This window comes from Candidatus Hydrogenedentota bacterium (assembly GCA_013359265.1).
Classification (GTDB): Bacteria; Hydrogenedentota; Hydrogenedentia; order Hydrogenedentales; family SLHB01; genus JABWCD01.
In genome coordinates this window covers 324885-344742 of the sequence record JABWCD010000005.1, presented here as the reverse complement: position 1 = coordinate 344742, position 19858 = coordinate 324885, and the positions used below count along the sequence as shown (strand labels likewise).

Below are 19858 nucleotides of genomic sequence, written 5' to 3'. Positions count from 1 at the left end.
GCGCATGCATTGGACAAGGTGCGCGCTGGTGCCGTGTGTCGTTGCGGCGCTCCTTCTCGGATGCGAATCCGAGCCGCCCCCCAAACCAACGCCTCCCGGCGAACGCCCGCCTTCGGCCGCGGACATCCGCCGGCAGTTCGAGAGCGTGCTTCAGCCAATATTCGATATCGTCGACGATTCCACCGCGGACACGCGCGTGCCGGAAGAGCTTGCCGCGCAGGTACAGACACAATTGGCCGAGCGCAAAAGTAAATACGCAGCGGAGCCTGCCTACAAAGAGGCGATCGGCGGCGTGATCGATACGCTCGAAAACAAGTTGCGTGTCGTTCGCGACAAACAGAACGGCGTCCTGGCGCTCTATCTGTGCACGCTGATTCGGTTCTTCGATCCTGAAAACTCGCGCGTCGTCCGTTACGAAAAGTGGGGGGAGACCGTCAAGAACCGGCCTGTCGCAACGATAAATGGATGGTACGAGCCGCGGGACGCCCCCGTACGCACCATCTACGCGTTTATTGAAGTGTATACCCCCGAGGACGGTCAGACGCACCACCTGCAGGTCCGCGAGGGCGAGGAGTTTTTCGGTTTGCGGTTCGTCGAGATGATCGGAAACAAGAGCGGCATTTTGTTCGAGTACTTAAAGACACGGGACCGGTTCAAAGTGTTCAGCAAATCCTGGCTGCAAAAACAATGACCGAAAAGCAGTTCCGCATTCTGGCCGCCGCCTTCATCGTCTTCGTCACGCTGCTCGCCTACGCCAACACGTACCCGAACGAGTTCGTGTGGGACGATGCCTCATCGATCTTGCTTCACGAGGACGTCCAGCAGCCGTCACATGTGCTGCAACTCTTCACGAAGGATCAGCACGCGTATGGTCGTGGCCAGGGCAACTTCTATCGCCCCTTCGTATCGCTGTCGTTCATGGCGGAATCGATTCTCGCTCGAGCCGCCGCCCCGGCTCCGGCCGCCGGGCAAACCCAGCAAGTCTTGAGTCCGTTCGTGTTCCATATTGGCAATGCCCTGTGGCACGCGCTTGCGGGCATCGGCGTCTTCGCGCTGATGACGGCTTTGGGTACGCCACGGCCCGTTCGCCTGCTTGCCTCCCTGCTCTATGTTGTACACCCGCTGCACACCGAAGCGGTCACTTACATCAGCGGACGCGCCGATCCGATGGCGGGCGCGTTTGTCGCCCTCGCGCTGGCGTGTGCCCTTTCGCTCCCAAAGGGCAAGAACGCCATATGGTCCGGACTACTCTTTGCGGCGGCCTTGCTGTGCAAGGAGTCCGCGACAATATTTCCGTTCCTCCTCCTGCTCGCGGCGCTTGTAGTAGGGCGAGTCCCGAAGCCGAAAGACGATGCCGCCCCGGAGAGGAGGCCGTTGCTCGCCCCACTCGCGGTCGCCGGTGTGGTGCTGGGCGTGTATGCGGCGCTCCGGTTTACGGTGCTCAAGTTCGCCGATGCGCAGGAGAGCGTCAGTCCCCCGCTCACCCAACGGATCGCGGAAGCGGGCCAGGCCTTTGCCATGTATGTGAAATTGATATTTGCGCCGGCCGGCCTGCACATGGAACGGACGCTCGAGGGCGTTCCCGGTTGGACGGCGGTTGCGGGCTGGCTGCTTATACCCGTTTTTGTCTTGGCCACGGTTTGGGCCCACGCCGGCAAGCGCCATCGGCTCGCGTTTGCGCTCGGCTTTTTTCTGATCGCCTGGCTCCCCATTTCAGGGATATTTCCGCTCAATGCGCCGATGGCGGAACACTGGATGTACCTCCCGCTTATGGGCTTCGCATGGGCGCTGGTGGAAGTAGCGTGGATGTTCTGCGGCGCAACTCCCCTTCGCTATCCCGTGTACGCCGCGGCCTACATCGCCGTTATCGCGCTGATTACCGCCACCGCGCAACGGAACTACGACTGGCGAAGCAACGAGTCGCTTTACGTTGCGACCTTGAAGGAAAACCCGAATTCGATTCGCGTCAACTACAACCTCGGCGTCACGTACGAAGATTTGATCGAAAACTCGAGCGGCGCGCGGCGGCATTTCGAGCGCGTCCTGGAACTGTATCAAGCGCGCAAAGAAGCAACCGGCGAAGTTGGCGACAAGGCGCGCTATTACGACGACGAATTGGAAGCCCACCTGTCGCTCGGGCGAATCTTCGCTGCAAAGGAACTTCCGGCGCAGGCCGCGTCGCACTTTGAAACGTTGCGTCGTGTCGCCGTGAACGACTCCAATTCGATGATCATTGCGAGTGCGTACATCGAATACGTGAAGTTGCTGGCAGCAGTCGGCCAGCTCACGGAAGCCCAACAACTGTTCGAGGAAGGCGCCGGCCGCATTCCCGCGCTGAAGCAACAACAGGAACAACTGGAACGCGCGCGCCAGGCAGCCACGCAGACCGGACCCGCGCCGGCGGGGCCCCCGTCGTAGCGTGAAGTACTCACAGGAGAATTTGCGCACCCCATGCTGATGCAACGTTTACTGCACCCGGACATTGTCGAGGCGCTGGCCGCCGCAGGCCACGGCGCGCGCGTACTTATCACGGACGGCAACTACCCCGCGAGCACCCGCCTGGGCGAGAATGCCTCGCTGGTCTATTTGAACCTCGCGCCGGGGATATTGCGCGTGACCGATGTGTTGTCGGTGCTCGTTTCCTCGATTCCAATCGAGGACGCGGCCGTTATGGAACCGGAAGACGGACCGGAGCCCCCTATTTTTCGGGAGTTCGCCCACATGCTCCCCGGCTTGGAACTGACCCGATTCGGGCGTTTTGAATTCTACGAGGAGGCCTCGGGCCCTGATACGTGCCTGCAAATTGTGACTGGAGACCAGCGCCTCTACGCGAACCTTCTCCTGACTATCGGAGTCGTCGCGGGATAAATCGCTTTTCGGTTGGTTTTCCTTTCGCAGAATTCGCATGATGATCAGTCGGGCCCGGCCCAAGGTAACGGTTCACGATGGCCATTTTAAGTGTTGACGTAAGGCGCATTGTGGCGTAGTCTTACGCGCGGGGAATTTGTGGGGTATTGTTGACACCCTGTAGGGGCCGTGCTAGAATCGAAATGTAAGCAGCGGTGATCGATCTTCCCATTAACGGAGGTGGGTTCCATGGCGAATGAAAACAAGGGGTCGGGCGCGAGCGATGGGTTCGGAACACGCGGTTCCGAAGACAGCGATTTCGGCGCGCTGACCGGTGGTGATAGCGGACTAGGTAACCTGCCGCCGTTAAGCGACTTCGAGTCTTCTGCCGGTGGCGGCGGATTCGATAGCGGGCTCCCGCCGCTTAGCGCAATCGATCCATCGAGTGACAAGGATCGCATTTCGATAGGCGGACTCCCCCCTATCAGCGACATCCCGGTCGAGACGCCGATTCCCACGGGTGGCGCGGTAAAGCCTGCACCCGCAGGCTACGGCAGCACACCGGTTTTCGGTACCCCGTCATCCGACAGTGGGCTGGATACGCCGTCCGGTTCCGGGTTCCAGGATTTGTCCGCGGACAGCGACTTCACGCCGGAGACGCCGGAAGTGGCGCCGCCCGGACCGGAGTCGGATATCGATACGCCGCTCTTCGACAGCGCCTTCGGCGGCGGTTCCGCGGCGTTCAGCGCGGCCGATACGTCCGCTCCCACACAGGCGATGCAGACGCCGATGTTCACTGCGGACGCAGGCGGCTTCGACGCCGACGCGTTCGCGCCGAGTTCGCGGCCTTCCGCGCAGAGCCGCGGCGGGTTCGAGGGTACTCCCGTTCCCGATTTTGGTCCGGATACAACAGCACCCACTGCGATGACTCCGCCGCCGTCCATGGCCGGTGTCGCCATGGGTGGCGCAGCGCCGGCGAAGAAAGGAATCGGCGGAATGATCGGTTGGATTGCGGCTGCTGTGTTGTTCGTAGTCGGGCTGCTCGCGAATCCGTACATCCCTGGAGTACCGAATCCGCTGAAATCTCAAGTCGCATCGCTTGAGCAGGAAAAGACACAACTGAACAAGGTAATTAGCGACCTTAAGGCGGCAGGCGGACCAACCGGCACACCGGTATCTACGGAGGAGATTGCGAGGCTTGCCGAGCAACAGAAAGTCCTGCAGACTTCGGTCCAGGAGCTGACGACGCAGAAGACCACGCTTGATACCGAAATCCAGACGGCGAGCGCGCAGCGCGATACAGTGTCGGCGGAACTTGAGCAAAAGAACGCCGAGTTCGTGAAGGCGCAGGCGGATTTCGATTCGCTGCAAAACCAGACAGCAGTGATGCAGGCGCGGCGCGACGGTCTGGCTGCTGAAACGGAGCGCCTCGAGGGCATGGTCGGCAAGCTTGAGGATGCCGATACGCGGCGGATGATGACGAAAGAGACCTTGGAGAGCAACATCAGCCGCTTAATGATTACGGTCCAGGAGGGTTCGCCGCTTACTCCGGACAAGTATTCACGGTCGGAGCGCATCGCGCGCGTCCAGGCGCTCAAGGAAAAGGCAAGCGCGGCGAATTGGGTTGACCCGGCCCTGCTCGACGAGTACACATCGTTGTACCTCGCTGAACTCGAAATCTCGCAGTCGCGCGAGTATTTCTTCGCGAAACTGCCGGTGGTCGACCGATTCGGTACGAGGTCCAATAGCTGGGCGGAATGCGTGATGAACGGCAACCACGGCGTCTATTACCGTACGCTGGACGGCCAGCACATCGGCGTATATCACAACACGGCGTCCGAAGGACCCGCAAAATACGAGTTCTCCGACATGAAGGGGGAGTCGGCGTCCGCTCAGCAGCTCGAGGCCGAAATCTTTGCGGCGCGCACCCCGGGCTATGAAGAGAAGCTCGAACTGCTTGCGAAGCAGCAGTTGGTCGTTGACGACAAGACGGACCTTCAGAAGAAGTTCGACTCGCTATAGATTCTGCCTGGAATTCTATCGGCCCGCTCATGTGAATGAATGAGCGGGCCGAATTGTTTCGAAACGCCGGCGGCCGGACCCTCAGATCATATTCGAGACCACATGGAGGGCGTGACGCGGATTCTTGATCGCGCGTTTCGCCATCTCCGACCAACTGTAATTGCGGAACGCCTGGCGCGCGCTGAGTTGCAAGAACAATCGCTTTTGAAGCGCGGGCGGCATGTTTTCGTTGCAGTTGAACGTATCGGGATCGCCGGCCGTAAACTTGTCCCACGTTACGCCAGAGCCCATGATCCGGTCCTTGAACTCGTCGAATAGGGCGGTCCCCGGGTACGGCGTCAGGTAGTGAATCGATGCAAAATCGATTTCGGCCTGCTTGATGAACTGGCGCGTCAGTTCGACGTCTTCCTCCGTTTCGCCCGGTGTGCCGATGATGAAGCACCCGCGCACGCGCAATCCCGCCTCGTGAATATATCGGGCCGCCTGCAGGTTTTGTTCGACGGTCGCGTGCTTCACCATCCGGTCGAGCATGCGCTGGCTGCCGCTCTCGAAGCCGATCGTGATTTGAATGCACCCCGCGCGCTTCATCAGGCGAAGTACGTCCGGGCGAATGCGCCGGGCGTGGATTTGGCACTCCCATTTGAGGTTGTGCAGATTGTGAGCGATCATCGCCTCGCAAATGTCGCGGAAGCGGTCGATGTCGGTGGCCATTAACTCATCGTAGAACGCGATGCTCTCAATGTGGTGACGATCGACGAGGTATTTGATTTCTTCCACCACGCGGTCCGCGCTGTGAAAGCGCAATTGCGTTTCGCGCTTCGAGTTGATGCAGTAATTGCAGACGAACGGACACCCGCGGCTCGTGATAATGCCCAGCGTACGATAGGAAAATCCCGCTATCTCCTCCCCCGCTGCCGCGTACAAATCGAGGTTGAGTTGATCGCGGCGCGGTTCGGGTAGCGTGTCGAGTTCCGCCGGCACCTCAGGCTCGATGATTCCCTCGAGCTTGCCGCTGGTGATCGCCCGTGGAAATGTCCATTCCGCCTCGCCGCGGATCACACAGTCGCCGTGCTGAATCGCCTCCTCGGGCATCGCCGTCGGGTGCGCGCCGCCCATGACGACCGTCAGCCCGCGTTCCTTTTTGATGCGATCAGCGATCTCATACGCGCGCAGCGCATACATGGTCATGAACGATATGCCGGCAATGTCAGGCCGAAATTCGTCGAGACCCTGCCACACGTCGTCGCCCGCGATTTCGTCTATGATGCGTGTCTGATGTCCGTCGGCCTGGAGCGTTGCGGAAAGGTAGGCGAGGCCCAAGTTCTCCTTCTTGAGCGATTTCGGCACACTTGGGTTGATGAGCGCGATCTTCATCAGTGCGAACCTACCACTTTGAGAAACCGCTCCGCGCTGTAGCGGCCCAGCCGCAACATGCCTCCCAAACCCTCGCGGCGGAACGCATTGCCAAAATGGTGCAGCAAGGTGCGCGGGCGCCGCGTCATCATGTGCCACTGCCACCGCCGCCACGCGAAGTCGTACATCGCGGCGATGTCGTCGGCCGAGTATCCGGGATACGACACCACGGCTTCGCCGGAGGGGTCGAACTGCATCCAGCTATCTTTGGTCAACCATCCATTGCGCTTGGCATTATCGTAGAACGCCGTGCCGGGATACGGAGTGGCGATGGCGAATTGCAGTGTGTGCGTGTTGAGGCGCAGCGCAAATTCGATGCTTCGCACGGCGCTTTCACGCGTTTCCCCGGGTAGACCTACCAAGAAATTGGCGTGTGTCTGTATACCGAATGTCCGGCAGTCGCGCACAGTGCGCGCAACGTCTTCCGGTTTCTGGTCCTTGGGGATTTGACGAAGTACCTCCGGGTCGCCGCTTTCCACGCCGAACTTGATTGCGCGGCATCCGGCGCGCGCCATCGCTTCGATTACGTCGCGCTCGATGACCGCATTCCCCATGCAACTAAAGGGAATGCCAAACTTGCGGGATGCATACTCCTCGCACAAAGCCAGGATATGCCTGCGATTTATCGTAATTGTATCGTCGTCAAAGTAGACTTCGTCCGGCCGGTAGCGCTCGATCAGCAGTTGAATCTCGTCGCACACGCGTTTCGGGTCGCGGCGGCGGTAATTGCGCTTGCCTTCGAAGGGTGCGATGGTGCAGAACCCGCACTCGAGTGGGCAGCCGCGCGACGTAAGCACCGTCACCGAGCGGCCCATGCAAAATGGGTCGTTGTATTTTTCCATTGCCATCGATTCCCACGGCGGAAGCGGGATGTCGTCGAGATCGCGGATCAACGGCGCGTATTCGGCGTTGGGCTGAGTCACGGTCGCCAACCAGGGGCGCGGTTCGATCAACAGCGCATCCGAGACTACCTGGTCGTATTCTCCGCGAATAACTGCCGCGAAGCCTGCATCGAGGTGATCCGATGGCGTCGCTGTTGCATGTGCGCCGCCCGCGATTGTCGGCCGGCCTATACGCCGCATTGTTTCAAGGTCGAATTGCCAGCTCGGCGCACTCGTCTCCATGAATACAATGTCCGGCTGGAAGGAATGCGCCTCGGCGGACAACTCATCGAGCGACATGCCGAGCGCGATGCAGTCGATCAGGCGCGCTTCGTGGCCGTCCGCGGTCAAGTGCGACGTTGCGTATGCAAGCTGGAACGGAAACGGGTGATAATCAATCCCCGTCTTCTTCGGCTTGCGCCCATGCGGCCAGCGTGAACCAGCGCGGCAGAATGGCCCGGGCGGATTTAGCAGTAGTACGCGCACGCGCCAATCCTCAAATGAATTCGTACTGCATGTCGTTGTGCAGCATTGCCTCGTCCAGGATTTGATTGTATTTCACAAATCGGCAATCGAGATTGTTGCACTCGTGCGGCTCGATTCCGTCAATCGCATCCCAATGATCCTGGCTGTACCAAAGCTCGTCCAGCGGCGTCGTGAAACAATTGCCGATCGAGTGCTTCTCCTTACGGTGCCGGTAGTAGCAGCACAGGTATACCTCGCCCATGGGATCGACGGTAAGCTGCAAGGGCGTTAGCCAGCACTTGGTCGTCATGTTGATCTTATCGGTTCCACCGACGATGGGCATCTGAGGGTATTTCCGGCGCAATTCGGCCATTTGACTGTTCACCGATTCGCTTTGTTCTTGATTCAATTCGGACGCGACCAGACGCGCGGCCTTGAACTGAACCGAATCGACACCGAGTCGAATCGCCAGCCGCACGCACTCCTCGACTTCGTGATAGTTATTGGAGTCGAGCACAACCTTGACGCTGATGCGTACTCCCGTGCTGCGTTCGCGCCGCAGCGCCAGCATGCCGACGATATTTTCGCAGACCGCCTCGAAACGGGCCTCCGGCGTTTTCGGGCGCTTCACACGGTTCGCTGTTTCCGGGGTCGCGCCGTCAAACCCCACGCGCACGTAACTCGCGCAATCCACGAGCGCGGACGCCAACTCGCCCTTCAGCTTGGTGCCGTTCGTAAGCAGCCCAATGCTGGTGCCTTCTGATTTCATCTTGCGCACGAGTTCCGCGAGGTGCGGGTGCAGTGTCGGCTCGCCTCCGCCGCAGAATTCGACGCCGCGCACGCCCAGAGCGCGCAGGTCGTCACACAGCGTGAATAACTGGTCCTTCGACATCACGCGCGTCAGGTCTTTGTTCGTGTTTTCGGCGTTGTACTCGCACCACAGACAATCTTGGTTGCACACGTAGGTCGGGTAGACAATAGCAGTGCGAGGCGCGGGCATTTTGCGCTCGAGAATCATGCGCGCCTCCGTCCAGTGCGTCATAATGCGCGTCTGGAGCGTATCGAAAATGCCGGCCTCCTGGGCCGGACTCGTCCCGAAGCGCGGTTGCACAATCGGCGCGCCGCCCTTGTCGTGCACGGGCAGCGGAGGCGCTGCTTCGTCCTGGGGAGCGAGACCTGCGCGTGGCGTCATGGTTTGCCCTTCTGTCTGGTTGTGCCGGGTTCGACGCCGAGCTTTTCGGCGGCTTTGGCCTTGAAATCGTTCTTTACGTACTCTCGCGTCGACGGCGATGGCTGCGGCGCGGGGATGATCATCCACAATGCCGGGTTCGAATTGACGCCGGCCGCCGCGCGTGTGCGCTTGATGACGAGCCGCGCCAGGCTTCGGCGCGACCCGTGCGTCAGTCCGAACTTCCGGTCTTCGGTGACGTAGATTTGGAGGAACGCTTCGTCCTTCAAATTGATTGCGCGGCTCGTAAACGCCTTGCCCTCCGCCGTCGCGGCTTCAATCACGTGCTTACCTTGCGGCAAGCGAATCTGATACTGGCCGTCATAACTTTTCTCGTCCATGGAAAAGTTCCGATCCAGTACCTTCTGGCCGTCAACCGTAACGGCGACCTGCGTTGGGCCGGTTGCGCCCGGGTCTTCGTTGAACACTTTCATGAAAAGCGTCCCACTCTCCGGCAGGCGAATCTTCGCGCCGCCGCGCGAATCGCCGTTGGACTGACAACCAATCGCGAGTGCTGCAAAAGCCAGCAAGGTTGTGCGCAGTAAGCAGCGCACACTACACGCCTCCCTGTCCCGGCGCAACGTATATCGGCTCGTTCGACACGCGGAAACTGAACTCCGGCGGCAAGCCCTTCTGTTTCGGGGAGAAGTAGAGCGCTCCGAACAAGGTGCCGCTGATCTCGAATGTGCGCGCAATCTCGCTGTTCGCCTTGACCGACTTTGCCCGGATTTCGTGCGTGCCCTGCGGCAGATTAAAACGGAAACGGTCGTCGTAGTTTCCACGCTGGCTACTGAACGTCTTGTTTACCGCGAGGTCCCCGTCAATCCAGACTTTAATATCCAACGGCACGCCATCGAACCCCATCTGGTCCGCGTAGATTCGCAAATGGAAATTTCCGTTCGGGTCCTCGAACGGCGCCGGATCGGTGATGGGCATGTTCGCGCATCCGGCCAAACCAAGGACACTCATAATTACGATTGTTGCAGCTAGTTTCTTCATCAGTTGTTCCCCACAAACCCCACGTAGGCTTTTTCCTTGTTCCCAAAATAGTCCACAAAACTCCTCACACCGTGCAGTTTCGCACGGAGATCGGCCATGTTCTGAATGTTGCGCAGCATTCGCCACATTTGCCCGGGCCGTAAATAGAAGCTGCGCAATCCCTCGTCAATGAACGCATTGATTTGTTCGGCGGTCAGTCCCGGCAGTTCCTGCGTCGAGCGCTGCTCGAAGTTGTCGTCCACCCAGTCGCGCCAGCGCGTCTGCTTGAGGTATCCGTTTTCCTGCGCCCATCTGTAATACGTGGTCCCGGGATACGCGACGACCGCGGTGAATTGCGCCGTATCGATCGGCAACTGCCGCGACAAATCGAGCGTCTTGCGCGCGGTCTCGATGGTCTCGCCCGGCCCGCCGAACATGAAGCAGCCGTGCACGCGAATGCCCGCCTTGTGCGCGTTGTGCGCGAACCGGTGCATCTGCGCGATGGTCGCGCCTTTCTTCACGTTGTTCAGGACCTGCTGATCGCCGAACTCGAAACCGACGCACAGCCAGCGGCAACCGGATCGTTTCATCAACTTCAAGACTTCAAGGTCGTTTACGTCCACGCGCGCGTTCGCGCTCCACGAGATGCCGAGATTGCGCCGAATCATCGCCTCGCACAACTCCACCAGACGGTCCTGCGAACTGCGCATCGTCAACGTATCGTCCTCGAACATGATCTCCTTCAGGTTCGGGAACAGTTTCATGTCGTACTCGATCTCGTCGCACACATTGTCAACGCTTCGCGTACGATAGCTGTGCCCGTTCATTACCTGCGGCAATTGGCAGAATGTGCACTTCGCGCGGCACCCGCGCCCGCTGATAAGCGTCAGAAACGGGAAGAGCTTGCCGAAGTCGCGGTAGTCATGGATGTCGATGTGCTTCCACGCCGGAAACGCGAGTTCATCCAAGTTCTCGATATACGGCCGGCTTGGGTTACAGATGTACTGCGAGCCGTCCATCCACGCGAGGCCCGCGCAGTCCCTTATCGCGGCCCCGTCGGCCAGATCGCGAATCGTATAGTCATACTCGGCGATGGCCACCGCGTCCAACGCCCCGTTCGCGAGCCGCAACGTGTCTTCCGGTTCGGCGGTTACGTGCGGGCCGATCATCACGTGCAGTCCGCCCAGCGCTTCCTTGCACGCCCGTGCGGACTCGATGTCTGCGTCGATCGAAGGCGTCGTCGCCTGGTACACAACCATGTCCGGGGCGAACGATTTCAACCTCTGGATTGCGGTGTCCGTCGGCATGTTCTTAGCCTGCGCATCGAGAAAATGGATGTCGTGTCCCGCTGCTTCGACGACGCCCGCGGCCGTACAGAAATAGTCAGGATGGCGCTGCACGCGCCCGCGCGACCGCGCGAACCACCGCGCGGACTTCGTGAAGTCCTTGCCGAACATCGGATTCAGGAATGCGACCCGCATTGTGTGTCTCTTCCTCAGTCCTTCCAGAAATTGCCCAGGTACATCGCCTTGCGCGGAAATCCCGCGCGAATCGCGGGAATGAGTTCGGCGCGAATGTCGGGATAGAACGTCAGCGACGACAGTTCATCGACCGGCACGTAGCGCACTTCCACGACGCGCGGATCGACCCCGCACGCTATTTCCCCGCGCGTCACGTGCGCCGTAAAACAAAGATTTATCGTGTGACGCGAACGATCCGGCGGAATTGTATCGTTCACTATCACCAGGTCCCCCACTGCAATCTCAATCGTCGCCTCTTCCCGCAATTCGCGTTTGAGCGCTTCCGCCAGCGGTTCGCCAAATTCGATGCCGCCGCCCGGCAGCAGCCAGTAGGACCTGCCACCCTTCACGTGGCGCACGAGCAACAGTTCGTCACCGCGCAGGATAATCGCCGCAACGCGGATGCGCGGCTTCGGACTCGCCTGCGCGGGCTGCGCGTTCTCCATTAATGCCACCTTCCGCGCCAGCATGCGCTCAATTCCCGCGTTCCGGGTCGTCATCGACCACGTAGGCCTTCAACGCGCCCAACTGCGGCGCTCCAAGCTCGGCATCGATCAAGATGAAGTTTTCCTCGTACGAGCGCTCGAATACCCGTCCCCATTCGTACACCCGCGCGGCCACGTTAGCCTCGTTCTGTGGGATGCGCAAAGTAACTCGCGTCCGCGCGGTGGCAAAGTAGCGCTCGATCCGATTGAGCAGGTCGCCCAGCCCCTCGCGCGTCAACGCAGAAACTGCGCACGATTCGCCCGGCAGGTTCAGCTTCTCGCGAACAGTGTCTTCGCCCGCCGCGTCAACCTTGTTGTAGACCCGAATCATGGGCTTGCCGTGCGCATCGATTTCTTCCAGCACACTCCTCACCGCGCTGACCTGATCGTCAACACCTTCGTGGGATACGTCCGCGACCAGCAGAATCAGATCGGCTTCGTTCACTTCTTCCAATGTCGCGCGAAACGCTGCTACGAGTCCGTGCGGCAGTTTTCGAATAAACCCGACAGTATCGGTAATGACTATCTGCCCGCCGCCAGGCAACGAACAGCGCCTGCTCGTCGGGTCGAGCGTAGCGAACAACTTGTCTTCGACGAATACGCCCGCCTGCGTCAGCGCGTTGAGGAGCGACGACTTTCCGGCATTCGTGTAACCAACCAACGCGACCGTGCCGATGGCCCCCTCGGTTCGACGTTTGCGCTGCACCTGCCGGTGCTTGCGGATCTCGCCCAGTTCGGCACGAAGCCGATCTATCCGCTTGCGAATGACGCGGCGATCCACTTCCAACTTCTGTTCACCGGGACCCCGCGTTCCAATACCGCCGCCGAGCCGTGCCATTTCGACGCCGCGCCCGGTCAGCCGCGGCAGGATGTATTGAAGCTGCGCAAGTTCGACTTGGTGCTTGCCTTCGTTCGTACGCGCGCGCTGCGCGAAGATGTCGAGGATGAGTTGAGTGCGGTCCACCACCTTCACGCCCAAGGACTTCTGTAGCTTTGAACCCTGCGTTGGCGACAGCTCCGAATCGAATATCACCAAGTCCGCTTCCAGCTCGCCCACGGCCGCGCGAATCTGCTCTACTTTTCCCGCGCCAATCAGCGTGGCCGGACAGGGAACCGCCCGCCGCTGTACGATGGTGCATGCGACTTCCGCGCCGGCCGTCCACGCCAACCGGCGCATCTCCTCCAGCGATTCGTCCACCTCCGCGGGGTCATCACCCGGCAGCACAAGGCGCACCAAAACCGCCGCCTCGGAGACAGGCGGTCGTTGGATGTCAATCAGTTTGCTATCTTCGGCCACTAGCATTCGTTAGGACAGGCTCGTACCCCTTGCAGGACTACCCTATATACGGGAGCCTCTCGCGCGAATTATACTGCATCTTGTGTCCATCGTCCACAAGAATCACCCGAGAACTCGTTCGACTTAATTGTTTCGTCAACCCGAATACTCCGCAAGGAATTCTACCACCCATCCTTCCCTTCCGCTACTCGATTCTCCATGCCCAGTTGCGTTTTTCGAGTTTTATGCGCTATCATTCCCCTTGTCTCGCGGGGTCTGGGAGGCAACAGTGTCCGGGTCTTACCTCCGGCTTCTCGCCGTCTTTTCTGTGACTGTTCTCGCGGCGTCAGCCCAGCAGTCGTCCACATCTCCCAAACCTGTTGGCAGATCCAAGGGCCGCCCGACGGTAGTCGTCGCACCGGTTCAGAAACAGGCCGAATCAGCGGGGAAAGAGGACGCCAAGTCGCGGGAAACCGACGTTAAACCGGCCAAACCGGAGAATATCCCCACCCGCCGGGCGGACCGTTCACCCGGGGAGTTTCTACGCACGGTAGAGGCCGCCGGCGGACGTGTGGACTTCGTCTTTGCCGATGAACGCCCGTTCAAGGAATGTCATGCGTCGACCTTGGTGGAAGCGGGCGACGGCGCGTTGCTTTGCGCGTGGTTCGGTGGGGACAAGGAAAAAGCCGACAACGTGGCAATCTGGATGTCGCGCTTCAAGAACAAGACGTGGGCTATGCCGGTCAAGGTTGCCAAGGTGAACGAAACCGCCCATTGGAACCCGGTCCTTTTTCGCGACCCGGCGAACGGCACGTACCTGTTCTTCAAGGTTGGCCGTGAGATTCCGTTCTGGGAAACCAACTGGATGCAAACGAAAGACGACGGCCACACGTGGAGCGAGGCCCGGGAACTCGTCGCGCATGACCAAGGCGGGCGCGGGCCGGTACGCAGCAAGCCGATCATTCTGCACGATAAGAGTTGGCTTGCCGGCGCCTCGACCGAGTACAAGGGTTGGAACGCGTTCGCCGACCGGTCGCAGGACGGCGGGCGCACGTGGGTGCGCAGCGCCGATTGGCAGATAGACAAAACCGTTATCGCCGGCGACGGCGCGATACAGCCGACGCTGTGGGAATCTTCGCCGGGCCACGTGCATGCATTCGTGCGCACAGCGGCAGGGTTTATCGGGCGAGTCGATTCGGCGGATGGCGGCCGCACATGGTCGCCGGTTCACAAGACCGATCTTCCGAACAATAATAGCGGAATCGACGTCCTGAAGCTGGACGACGGGAAACTGGTGCTCATCTACAATCCCGTCGGTAAGAGCTGGGGTAGCCGCTCGCCACTGAACCTCGCACTGTCGTCGGACAATGGCGCGACTTGGACCGACCTCGCCGCCCTCGAGGACGAGCCGGAAATGGAGTTTTCGTACCCCGCCGTTGTCCGCACCAAGAATGGTATCGCGGTCTCGTACACCTGGAAGCGCGAACGCGTCCGCGTTTGGCAAATCCCCCTCACCGCGCTTGCGCGATAACAATCTTCTCCGCGCCAGCCACAGGCCCCTCCGCCATCAGCTCGGCAAAGGCCTCTACCATATATTCGGAGAGCACGTCGACATCCGGCGCGGTCGACTTGTCGCCCGAAAACGAAACGTACAGCGTGCCATTGTGCGACAACGCCCCGCAGCACAGTCCGACTGACGCCAACAAGGGCACCAAGACAAAGACGTCCCGTAACTCGTGCCCGGCGACATAGCTGGGTTCCGGCGATCCCGGGACGTTAGTCACCACCAAATTAAACCGCGGCATGCGCGTTGACTTCGCCCGCCGCCGCTGCATCCAGAGCGACGAAAATAATCGGTGGGCGAGGTACGAAACGGGCGGTGTGAGAAGGCGTTGCGACAAGGCAATGCCCAGGCTCACCTGTCGCGCAAGTCCACAGTCCTTCATGTCCTTGGTGTACGCACTCACCGCTGCAAGACGCTCGCGCGCCGGCATACTGCCCAGCGGGACGAGCACCGGCGCCATCGACACGAAGTTGCCGAAATTGTTCTGCGTCTCCGGCGTGCGAACGTTGCTCGGAACCAGGACGCGCAGATAGCGGCCCTCGCAATTGATCGCGTGCCGAACGGCGTACCGGTGCAGCGCCGCGCCAACCACGGCCAGCAGCACGTCATTCAAGGTCCCGCCCAGCATCGCTCGAATGCATGAAATATCTTCGAGCCGGAATTTCGCAAATGAGAACCCGGCTTCGCCGGAGAGCGGGGCATTGAACGCGAAGCGAATACTCGACGCTTCCCTGTATTGACGCAGCATCGTCCGCGCCGCCGCGCCCTGCTCGCGCAGGAGGCCATGCAACAACATCGATACGCCCCGGCACAATTCCACAATCGCAGCAGGCGCGGCTTTTATCGCATCGATGAGGCCATGCGCGATGCGCATTACCGGGGTTGGCCAATGCTTCTCCCTCGGTGGATCATAGGGGGCCAGGCGAAGCTCCCTGTCCGCGTCATAGAACGCCATCGCCAATTTCGCGAATCCAATGCCGTCGGATACGCAATGATGGATTACGACGATATACGCCGCCCGCCCGCCTGGTGCGCCGTTGATAACGTGTACGGCCCACAACGGGTGTGCGCGATCCAGCTTCGTTCGGAAAATCCGCGCGATCGTGTCCCGGAACTGCGCCGCGTCCCCTGCCGGCTCAATGACCGTATGCGTCACGTGATTGCGGATATCGAACTCGGGATCGAATTCCCACGTGGGATGAAAAAGATTGAATGGCGAAAACACGGCGCACTGCCGCAGCCGGTCGACGTAGCGCACCTTGCGCCGCATGTCTTCGATGACACGGTCAAAACTGATCGGACCATCGACGAGGTTGTATCCGACGCCCTGATTGCACGCGACTTCCCCATCCAGATACAGAAAGGACGCATCCAGCGGTGATAGCCGTTCCCGGGGCATGAAATGAGAATACAGAAGTCAGAATTCAGTAGCCAGAAACCCGCGATGAGACGCCGGGCTTCAACCCGTGGCCCGGTTCCACATTCTGACTCCTGAATTCTGGATTCTGACTCCTGAATTCTGACTTCTATCTCAAAACGTCCAGCACATTCGCCTTGTACCGATCGAAATACGTCGGGCTTTGGTTGCGCAGGTCGAGCGGGTAGCGTTGGACCAGCGCGTCCAAATTGGCGATCCGATCGGTCGTGGCGGGGTGCGAGGCGAAGAACTGTAGGAAGCGGGGTTGCCGCCCGCCCCCGTTCTCCTGCTCGTACTGCGCCATCTTGCGCATGAAATCGACCATCGCCTCCGGTTTGTACCCCGCGCGAAACAGGATATCCATTCCAATCCGATCGGATTCATGTTCCTGGTCCCGGCTGAAGTGCATGGCGACGGCGTTGGTAGCCAATTGTGCAAGCGCCCGTTGCCGTTGCGGCGAACTCGGACCGAGAATTAGGTCTGCGAGCACCTGATACCCCATCTGCCGGGTCAGCGTCTCACCGTGGTGCTTTGCGGCGACGTGGCCAATCTCGTGCGCCATGACGGACGCCAATTGCGCCTCGTTGTCGCAGATTTTCATGAGGCCCGTGTAAATGTACATGTGTCCGCCCGGCAGTGCGAACGCGTTCACAACCTCCGGATTGTCGATGACGGTGAAAGCGTAGGGGACATCCTGGCGCGGCGATTGGTCCGCAAGCCGCTCGCCGATCTTTCTGACGTACGTCTGAATCGCCGCGTTATTGAGCGTCTTCTCCGATTTCTCAACCTCGGCCGACATCTTTTCGCCGAGTTGGATTTCTTCTTCCGTCGAAAGCAGATTGAGGCGATGCTCGGGGTCCGGTGTCACGCAGCCCGATGCCAGGGAGAGGACTATGACGGGCAAGACGGCTGCACTGAGGACAAGATATCGTTTCATACAACCATTAACCTTCTTCGGAGGCACGAAGGGTCCGTACCGGTGCAGTCAAGACGTTCTCAGGCGATTATACCAGCAGGCGGCGGGGCCGGCTCGCCCGCCAGTATCGCCCGCAGCGCGTCGATAAGGGCCTCGATCTCACGCTCGCTGCCAATCGTGATGCGCAGCGCATCCCGCAGGCGCGGCGCATCGAAGTAGCGAACAATAATGGCGCGCGCCCGCAACGCCTCGAAAATCTCCCGGGCTGACGGCGTGCCCGTCCATTCTGCGAGCACGAAGTTCGCCTGCGACGGCGGCACGCGGAACCCCATATCCGTGAGCGCTTGGGTCAGCCAATCGCGGTTCCGTCGAATCTTGGATGTGCAACCGCGAAAGTGCTCCGTATCGCCCAGCGCCGCAACGCCGGCCAACTGGGCAACCACATTTACGTTGTATGAGTCCTTGACCTTCATCAACTCACGGACAATCTCGGGACGCGCGATCGCAAATCCCAGGCGCAAGCCGCACAATGCATAGGACTTCGAAAAAGTCCGTCCTACAATCGCGTTCTCGAAAGTCTTTGGAAAACTCAGGCAGTTGTCTTCCGCGAAATCGGCGTATGCCTCGTCGATAAAAACAAGCCCGTCGAATTCTTTGCACAGCCGCTCCATAGCCTTCTGACCTGCCGAAACGCCGCTCGGCGCATTCGGCCGCGGAATGAAACATACGCGCGCTTTCGTCTCGTAGAACTGCTCGGTGAGTTGGAACTCGCCGTCGAGTTCGACGTACTGCATCCGCGCACCGTGCAACAACGCGAGCGTTTCGTACAACGTGTACGTCGGATACGGCGAAAGTATCGCATCGCCCGGATCGACGAATGCGCGAACCGCCATCGCGAGTATGTCGTCCATGCCGTTCCCGGCGATGACCCATTCTGGCCCATCGACGCCATACGTCTCGGCGATGACTTCCCGCAAACGCAGCGATACCGGATCGGGGTATTTGCGCACCATCTCCGTCGAAATTTCCTGTATCGCCTGAAGCACGCGCGGCGACGGCGGATACGGGTTCTCGTTGGTGTTCAGCTTGACGATGTTCTTCATCTTCGGCTGTTCACCGGGCACATAGCCCTCGACGTTCCGGAGGATTTCGCGGCCGTACTTCATCGGCGAATCTCGATGGCGCGCGCGTGCGCCTGCAGTTGCTCTGCGTTCGCCAGCGCCATGATGTCATCCGCGACGTCTGCCATGCGCTCTTTCGAGAACGAAATGACGCTCGTCACTTTGCGAAAATCTTCGGCCGTCAATGGCGATGAAAACCGCGCGCGGCGGCCGGTCGGCAAGATGTGGTTCGGGCCCGCGTAATAATCGCCCACAGCCACCGACGTTCCACCACCCAACACCGCGCAACCGGCGTTTGGGATTTGATCGAATACCGCTCTCGGATTTTCCGTCTGAATGCTCAGATGCTCCGGAGCGATAAGGTTGGTCAGGCGCGCCGCCTCATCGATAGTACGGACGACATACATCTCGCCCTGGCTGTCCAACGCCTTGCGAATAATCGTGGCGCGCGGCAACTGTCGTGCCTCTTCTTCAATGGTATCCAAGACGCGTTTTGCGAACGACTCTGAAAGAACGACCAGCATCGCGCGCGCGTCTTCGTCGTGTTCCGCCTGCGCCATGAGTTCGAGTGCCACTTCGCGCGGATTCGCATTGTCATCTGCGATGACGACCACCTCCGACGGCCCGGCCTCCTTGTCGATGTCGCAGATGCCGGACACAAGGCGCTTGGCCAGCGTGACATAGATATTGCCCGGCCCCGCGATTTTCAGCACGCCCGGAATCGTGGCGGTCCCGTACGCTAACGCCGCAATTGCCTGCGCGCCGCCCACGCGAAACACGCGCGAAGCCCCCGCAATCTTCGCCCCCGCCAACACCAGCGGATGAATGCTTCCCTCGAACGACGGCGGCGAGACCATCACGATATCGCGCACCCCCGCCACGCGCGCCGGCACGATATTCATCAGCACCGACGACGGATAGAACGCCGTACCGCCGGGCACATAGAGCCCCACGCTCTCGATCGGCGTCAAGCGCTGCCCCAGGACGGAACCGTCCGGAGTTGTTTCTTCCCACGATTGGCGCAGGTTCTTTTGATGAAATTCCGAGATGTTTGCGTGCGCGCGTTCGAGGGCCTGCAACAGCCCCCGATCCACGCGCCCGATGGCGGCGTCAATCTCGGATGCTGTAACTTCAAACCGATCGGGCGCGAACTTCACCCTGTCAAACTTTTCGGTGAATTCCGCCACCGCCACATCGCCCCGATCGCGCACCGCGTCGACCACCGCGCGCGTCGCCGCAAGTTTGTCGGCCATTCCAGCCTCGCCCGCAGAATCGTCTGCCATTCCCGTAATGCGCCGCGAGACAGCGTTGAAGTCGGAGTCAGATGCAATTAGATACTTTTTCATGGGTATGTGATGTGATTTTTTTGTTGCGCTCTACAGAAAGAATGAAGTCAGCCAAGTGTCGCAAGAAACTAGAATCTAACTTTCAGGATGTGTGCATTCCGATCTCGACCTCAGAAATCTCAAATCTCAAATCTCAAATCTGAGATTCTCTTTGCGTTCTTTGTGTTCCTTCGTGGCCATTCCGTGTTGTAGAAGCCTAATTCCTAACGTCCCAGGCCCGCCGATTCCACCCTAAAATTCTGAAATCTCAAATCTCAAATCTGAGATTCTCTTTGCGTACTTTGTGTTCCTTCGTGGCCATTCCGTGTTGTAGAAGCCTAATTCCTAACGTCCCAGGCCCGCCGATTTCACCCTAAAATTCTGAAATCTCAAATTTCGC

At 59.8% G+C, this 19858-nt stretch carries 17 protein-coding genes; 5 read left to right on the top strand and 12 right to left on the bottom strand.

From position 1 onward, the window contains the following. The first annotated feature begins 4 nt into the window (after positions 1-4). From HUU46_06795 to HUU46_06780, 4 genes are all read left to right on the top strand, one after another. Positions 5-691, top strand: coding sequence for a hypothetical protein (locus HUU46_06795; GenBank protein NUM53333.1), 687 nt, complete (start codon positions 5-7; stop codon positions 689-691). After that, complete coding sequence (locus HUU46_06790) at positions 688-2418, top strand: hypothetical protein (GenBank protein NUM53332.1); 1731 nt, start codon at positions 688-690, stop codon at positions 2416-2418. The genes HUU46_06795 and HUU46_06790 overlap by 4 nt, the downstream gene beginning before the upstream one ends. A 33-nt stretch (positions 2419-2451) precedes the next feature. Beyond that, positions 2452-2868, top strand: coding sequence for an RbsD or FucU transport (locus tag HUU46_06785; protein NUM53331.1), 417 nt, complete (start codon positions 2452-2454; stop codon positions 2866-2868). 228 nt (positions 2869-3096) lie between these two features. Then, on the top strand, positions 3097-4869 hold the full coding sequence (locus HUU46_06780) for a hypothetical protein (GenBank protein NUM53330.1): 1773 nt from the start codon (positions 3097-3099) through the stop codon (positions 4867-4869). Between the two features lie 81 nt (positions 4870-4950). Here HUU46_06780 and HUU46_06775 read toward each other — a convergent pair whose 3' ends face one another. The 8 genes from HUU46_06775 to hflX are packed head-to-tail and all read right to left on the bottom strand — an operon-like array spanning position 4951 to position 13109. After that, complete coding sequence (locus HUU46_06775) at positions 4951-6243, bottom strand: B12-binding domain-containing radical SAM protein (protein ID NUM53329.1); 1293 nt, start codon at positions 6241-6243, stop codon at positions 4951-4953. Beyond that, the gene (locus HUU46_06770) at positions 6243-7649 is read right to left on the bottom strand and encodes a radical SAM protein (protein NUM53328.1); all 1407 of its coding nucleotides are present in this window, start codon (positions 7647-7649) and stop codon (positions 6243-6245) included. The genes HUU46_06775 and HUU46_06770 overlap by 1 nt, the downstream gene beginning before the upstream one ends. 10 nt (positions 7650-7659) lie before the next feature. Continuing rightward, the gene (locus HUU46_06765) at positions 7660-8820 is read right to left on the bottom strand and encodes a radical SAM protein (protein NUM53327.1); all 1161 of its coding nucleotides are present in this window, start codon (positions 8818-8820) and stop codon (positions 7660-7662) included. Continuing rightward, positions 8817-9410, bottom strand: a complete 594-nt coding sequence (locus HUU46_06760; GenBank protein NUM53326.1) for a hypothetical protein — start codon at positions 9408-9410, stop codon at positions 8817-8819. Before HUU46_06760 ends, HUU46_06765 begins: the two co-directional genes overlap by 4 nt. Before the next feature lies 1 nt (position 9411). After that, on the bottom strand, positions 9412-9855 hold the full coding sequence (locus HUU46_06755; GenBank protein NUM53325.1) for a hypothetical protein: 444 nt from the start codon (positions 9853-9855) through the stop codon (positions 9412-9414). Beyond that, entirely contained in the window at positions 9855-11315 is a 1461-nt protein-coding gene (locus tag HUU46_06750) for a radical SAM protein (protein NUM53324.1), read from the bottom strand. Before HUU46_06750 ends, HUU46_06755 begins: the two co-directional genes overlap by 1 nt. A gap of 14 nt (positions 11316-11329) precedes the next feature. Next, positions 11330-11824 (bottom strand): NUDIX hydrolase, encoded by a 495-nt coding sequence (locus tag HUU46_06745; protein ID NUM53323.1) that lies wholly within the window; start codon positions 11822-11824, stop codon positions 11330-11332. Positions 11825-11828: 4 nt separating this feature from the next. Beyond that, positions 11829-13109, bottom strand: a complete 1281-nt coding sequence (gene hflX, locus HUU46_06740; protein ID NUM53322.1) for a GTPase HflX — start codon at positions 13107-13109, stop codon at positions 11829-11831. 508 nt (positions 13110-13617) lie between these two features. On the opposite strand from hflX, the gene HUU46_06735 reads away from it, so the two are divergent. Beyond that, positions 13618-14646: an exo-alpha-sialidase gene (locus HUU46_06735; protein NUM53321.1), complete on the top strand. Its 1029-nt coding sequence runs from the start codon at positions 13618-13620 to the stop codon at positions 14644-14646. Here the strand turns inward: HUU46_06735 and HUU46_06730 are convergent. The 4 genes from HUU46_06730 to hisD form a co-directional block, all read right to left on the bottom strand. Continuing rightward, positions 14627-16078: a DUF1298 domain-containing protein gene (locus HUU46_06730; GenBank protein NUM53320.1), complete on the bottom strand. Its 1452-nt coding sequence runs from the start codon at positions 16076-16078 to the stop codon at positions 14627-14629. The genes HUU46_06735 and HUU46_06730 overlap by 20 nt on opposite strands. A gap of 127 nt (positions 16079-16205) precedes the next feature. Beyond that, entirely contained in the window at positions 16206-17033 is an 828-nt protein-coding gene (locus HUU46_06725) for a M48 family metalloprotease (GenBank protein NUM53319.1), read from the bottom strand. 59 nt (positions 17034-17092) lie between these two features. After that, entirely contained in the window at positions 17093-18178 is a 1086-nt protein-coding gene (gene hisC / locus HUU46_06720) for a histidinol-phosphate transaminase (protein ID NUM53318.1), read from the bottom strand. Continuing rightward, positions 18175-19479: a histidinol dehydrogenase gene (hisD, locus tag HUU46_06715; GenBank protein NUM53317.1), complete on the bottom strand. Its 1305-nt coding sequence runs from the start codon at positions 19477-19479 to the stop codon at positions 18175-18177. Before hisD ends, hisC begins: the two co-directional genes overlap by 4 nt. Between the last annotated feature and the right edge of the window lie 379 nt (positions 19480-19858).

Bases quoted from the DNA above. Each gene is read 5' to 3' on its own strand.
- HUU46_06750 (NUM53324.1), bottom strand. From the start codon at position 11,315: ATGCGGGTCGCATTCCTGAATCCGATGTTCGGCAAGGACTTCACGAAG.
- HUU46_06765 (NUM53327.1), bottom strand. From the start codon at position 8,820: ATGACGCCACGCGCAGGTCTCGCTCCCCAGGACGAAGCAGCGCCTCCG.
- HUU46_06775 (NUM53329.1), bottom strand. From the start codon at position 6,243: ATGAAGATCGCGCTCATCAACCCAAGTGTGCCGAAATCGCTCAAGAAG.
- hisD (NUM53317.1), bottom strand. From the start codon at position 19,479: ATGAAAAAGTATCTAATTGCATCTGACTCCGACTTCAACGCTGTCTCG.
- HUU46_06785 (NUM53331.1), top strand. From the start codon at position 2,452: ATGCTGATGCAACGTTTACTGCACCCGGACATTGTCGAGGCGCTGGCC.
- HUU46_06730 (NUM53320.1), bottom strand. From the start codon at position 16,078: ATGCCCCGGGAACGGCTATCACCGCTGGATGCGTCCTTTCTGTATCTG.
- HUU46_06745 (NUM53323.1), bottom strand. From the start codon at position 11,824: ATGCTGGCGCGGAAGGTGGCATTAATGGAGAACGCGCAGCCCGCGCAG.
- HUU46_06780 (NUM53330.1), top strand. From the start codon at position 3,097: ATGGCGAATGAAAACAAGGGGTCGGGCGCGAGCGATGGGTTCGGAACA.
- HUU46_06755 (NUM53325.1), bottom strand. From the start codon at position 9,855: ATGAAGAAACTAGCTGCAACAATCGTAATTATGAGTGTCCTTGGTTTG.
- hisC (NUM53318.1), bottom strand. From the start codon at position 18,178: ATGAAGTACGGCCGCGAAATCCTCCGGAACGTCGAGGGCTATGTGCCC.
- HUU46_06790 (NUM53332.1), top strand. From the start codon at position 688: ATGACCGAAAAGCAGTTCCGCATTCTGGCCGCCGCCTTCATCGTCTTC.
- HUU46_06725 (NUM53319.1), bottom strand. From the start codon at position 17,033: ATGAAACGATATCTTGTCCTCAGTGCAGCCGTCTTGCCCGTCATAGTC.
- HUU46_06795 (NUM53333.1), top strand. From the start codon at position 5: ATGCATTGGACAAGGTGCGCGCTGGTGCCGTGTGTCGTTGCGGCGCTC.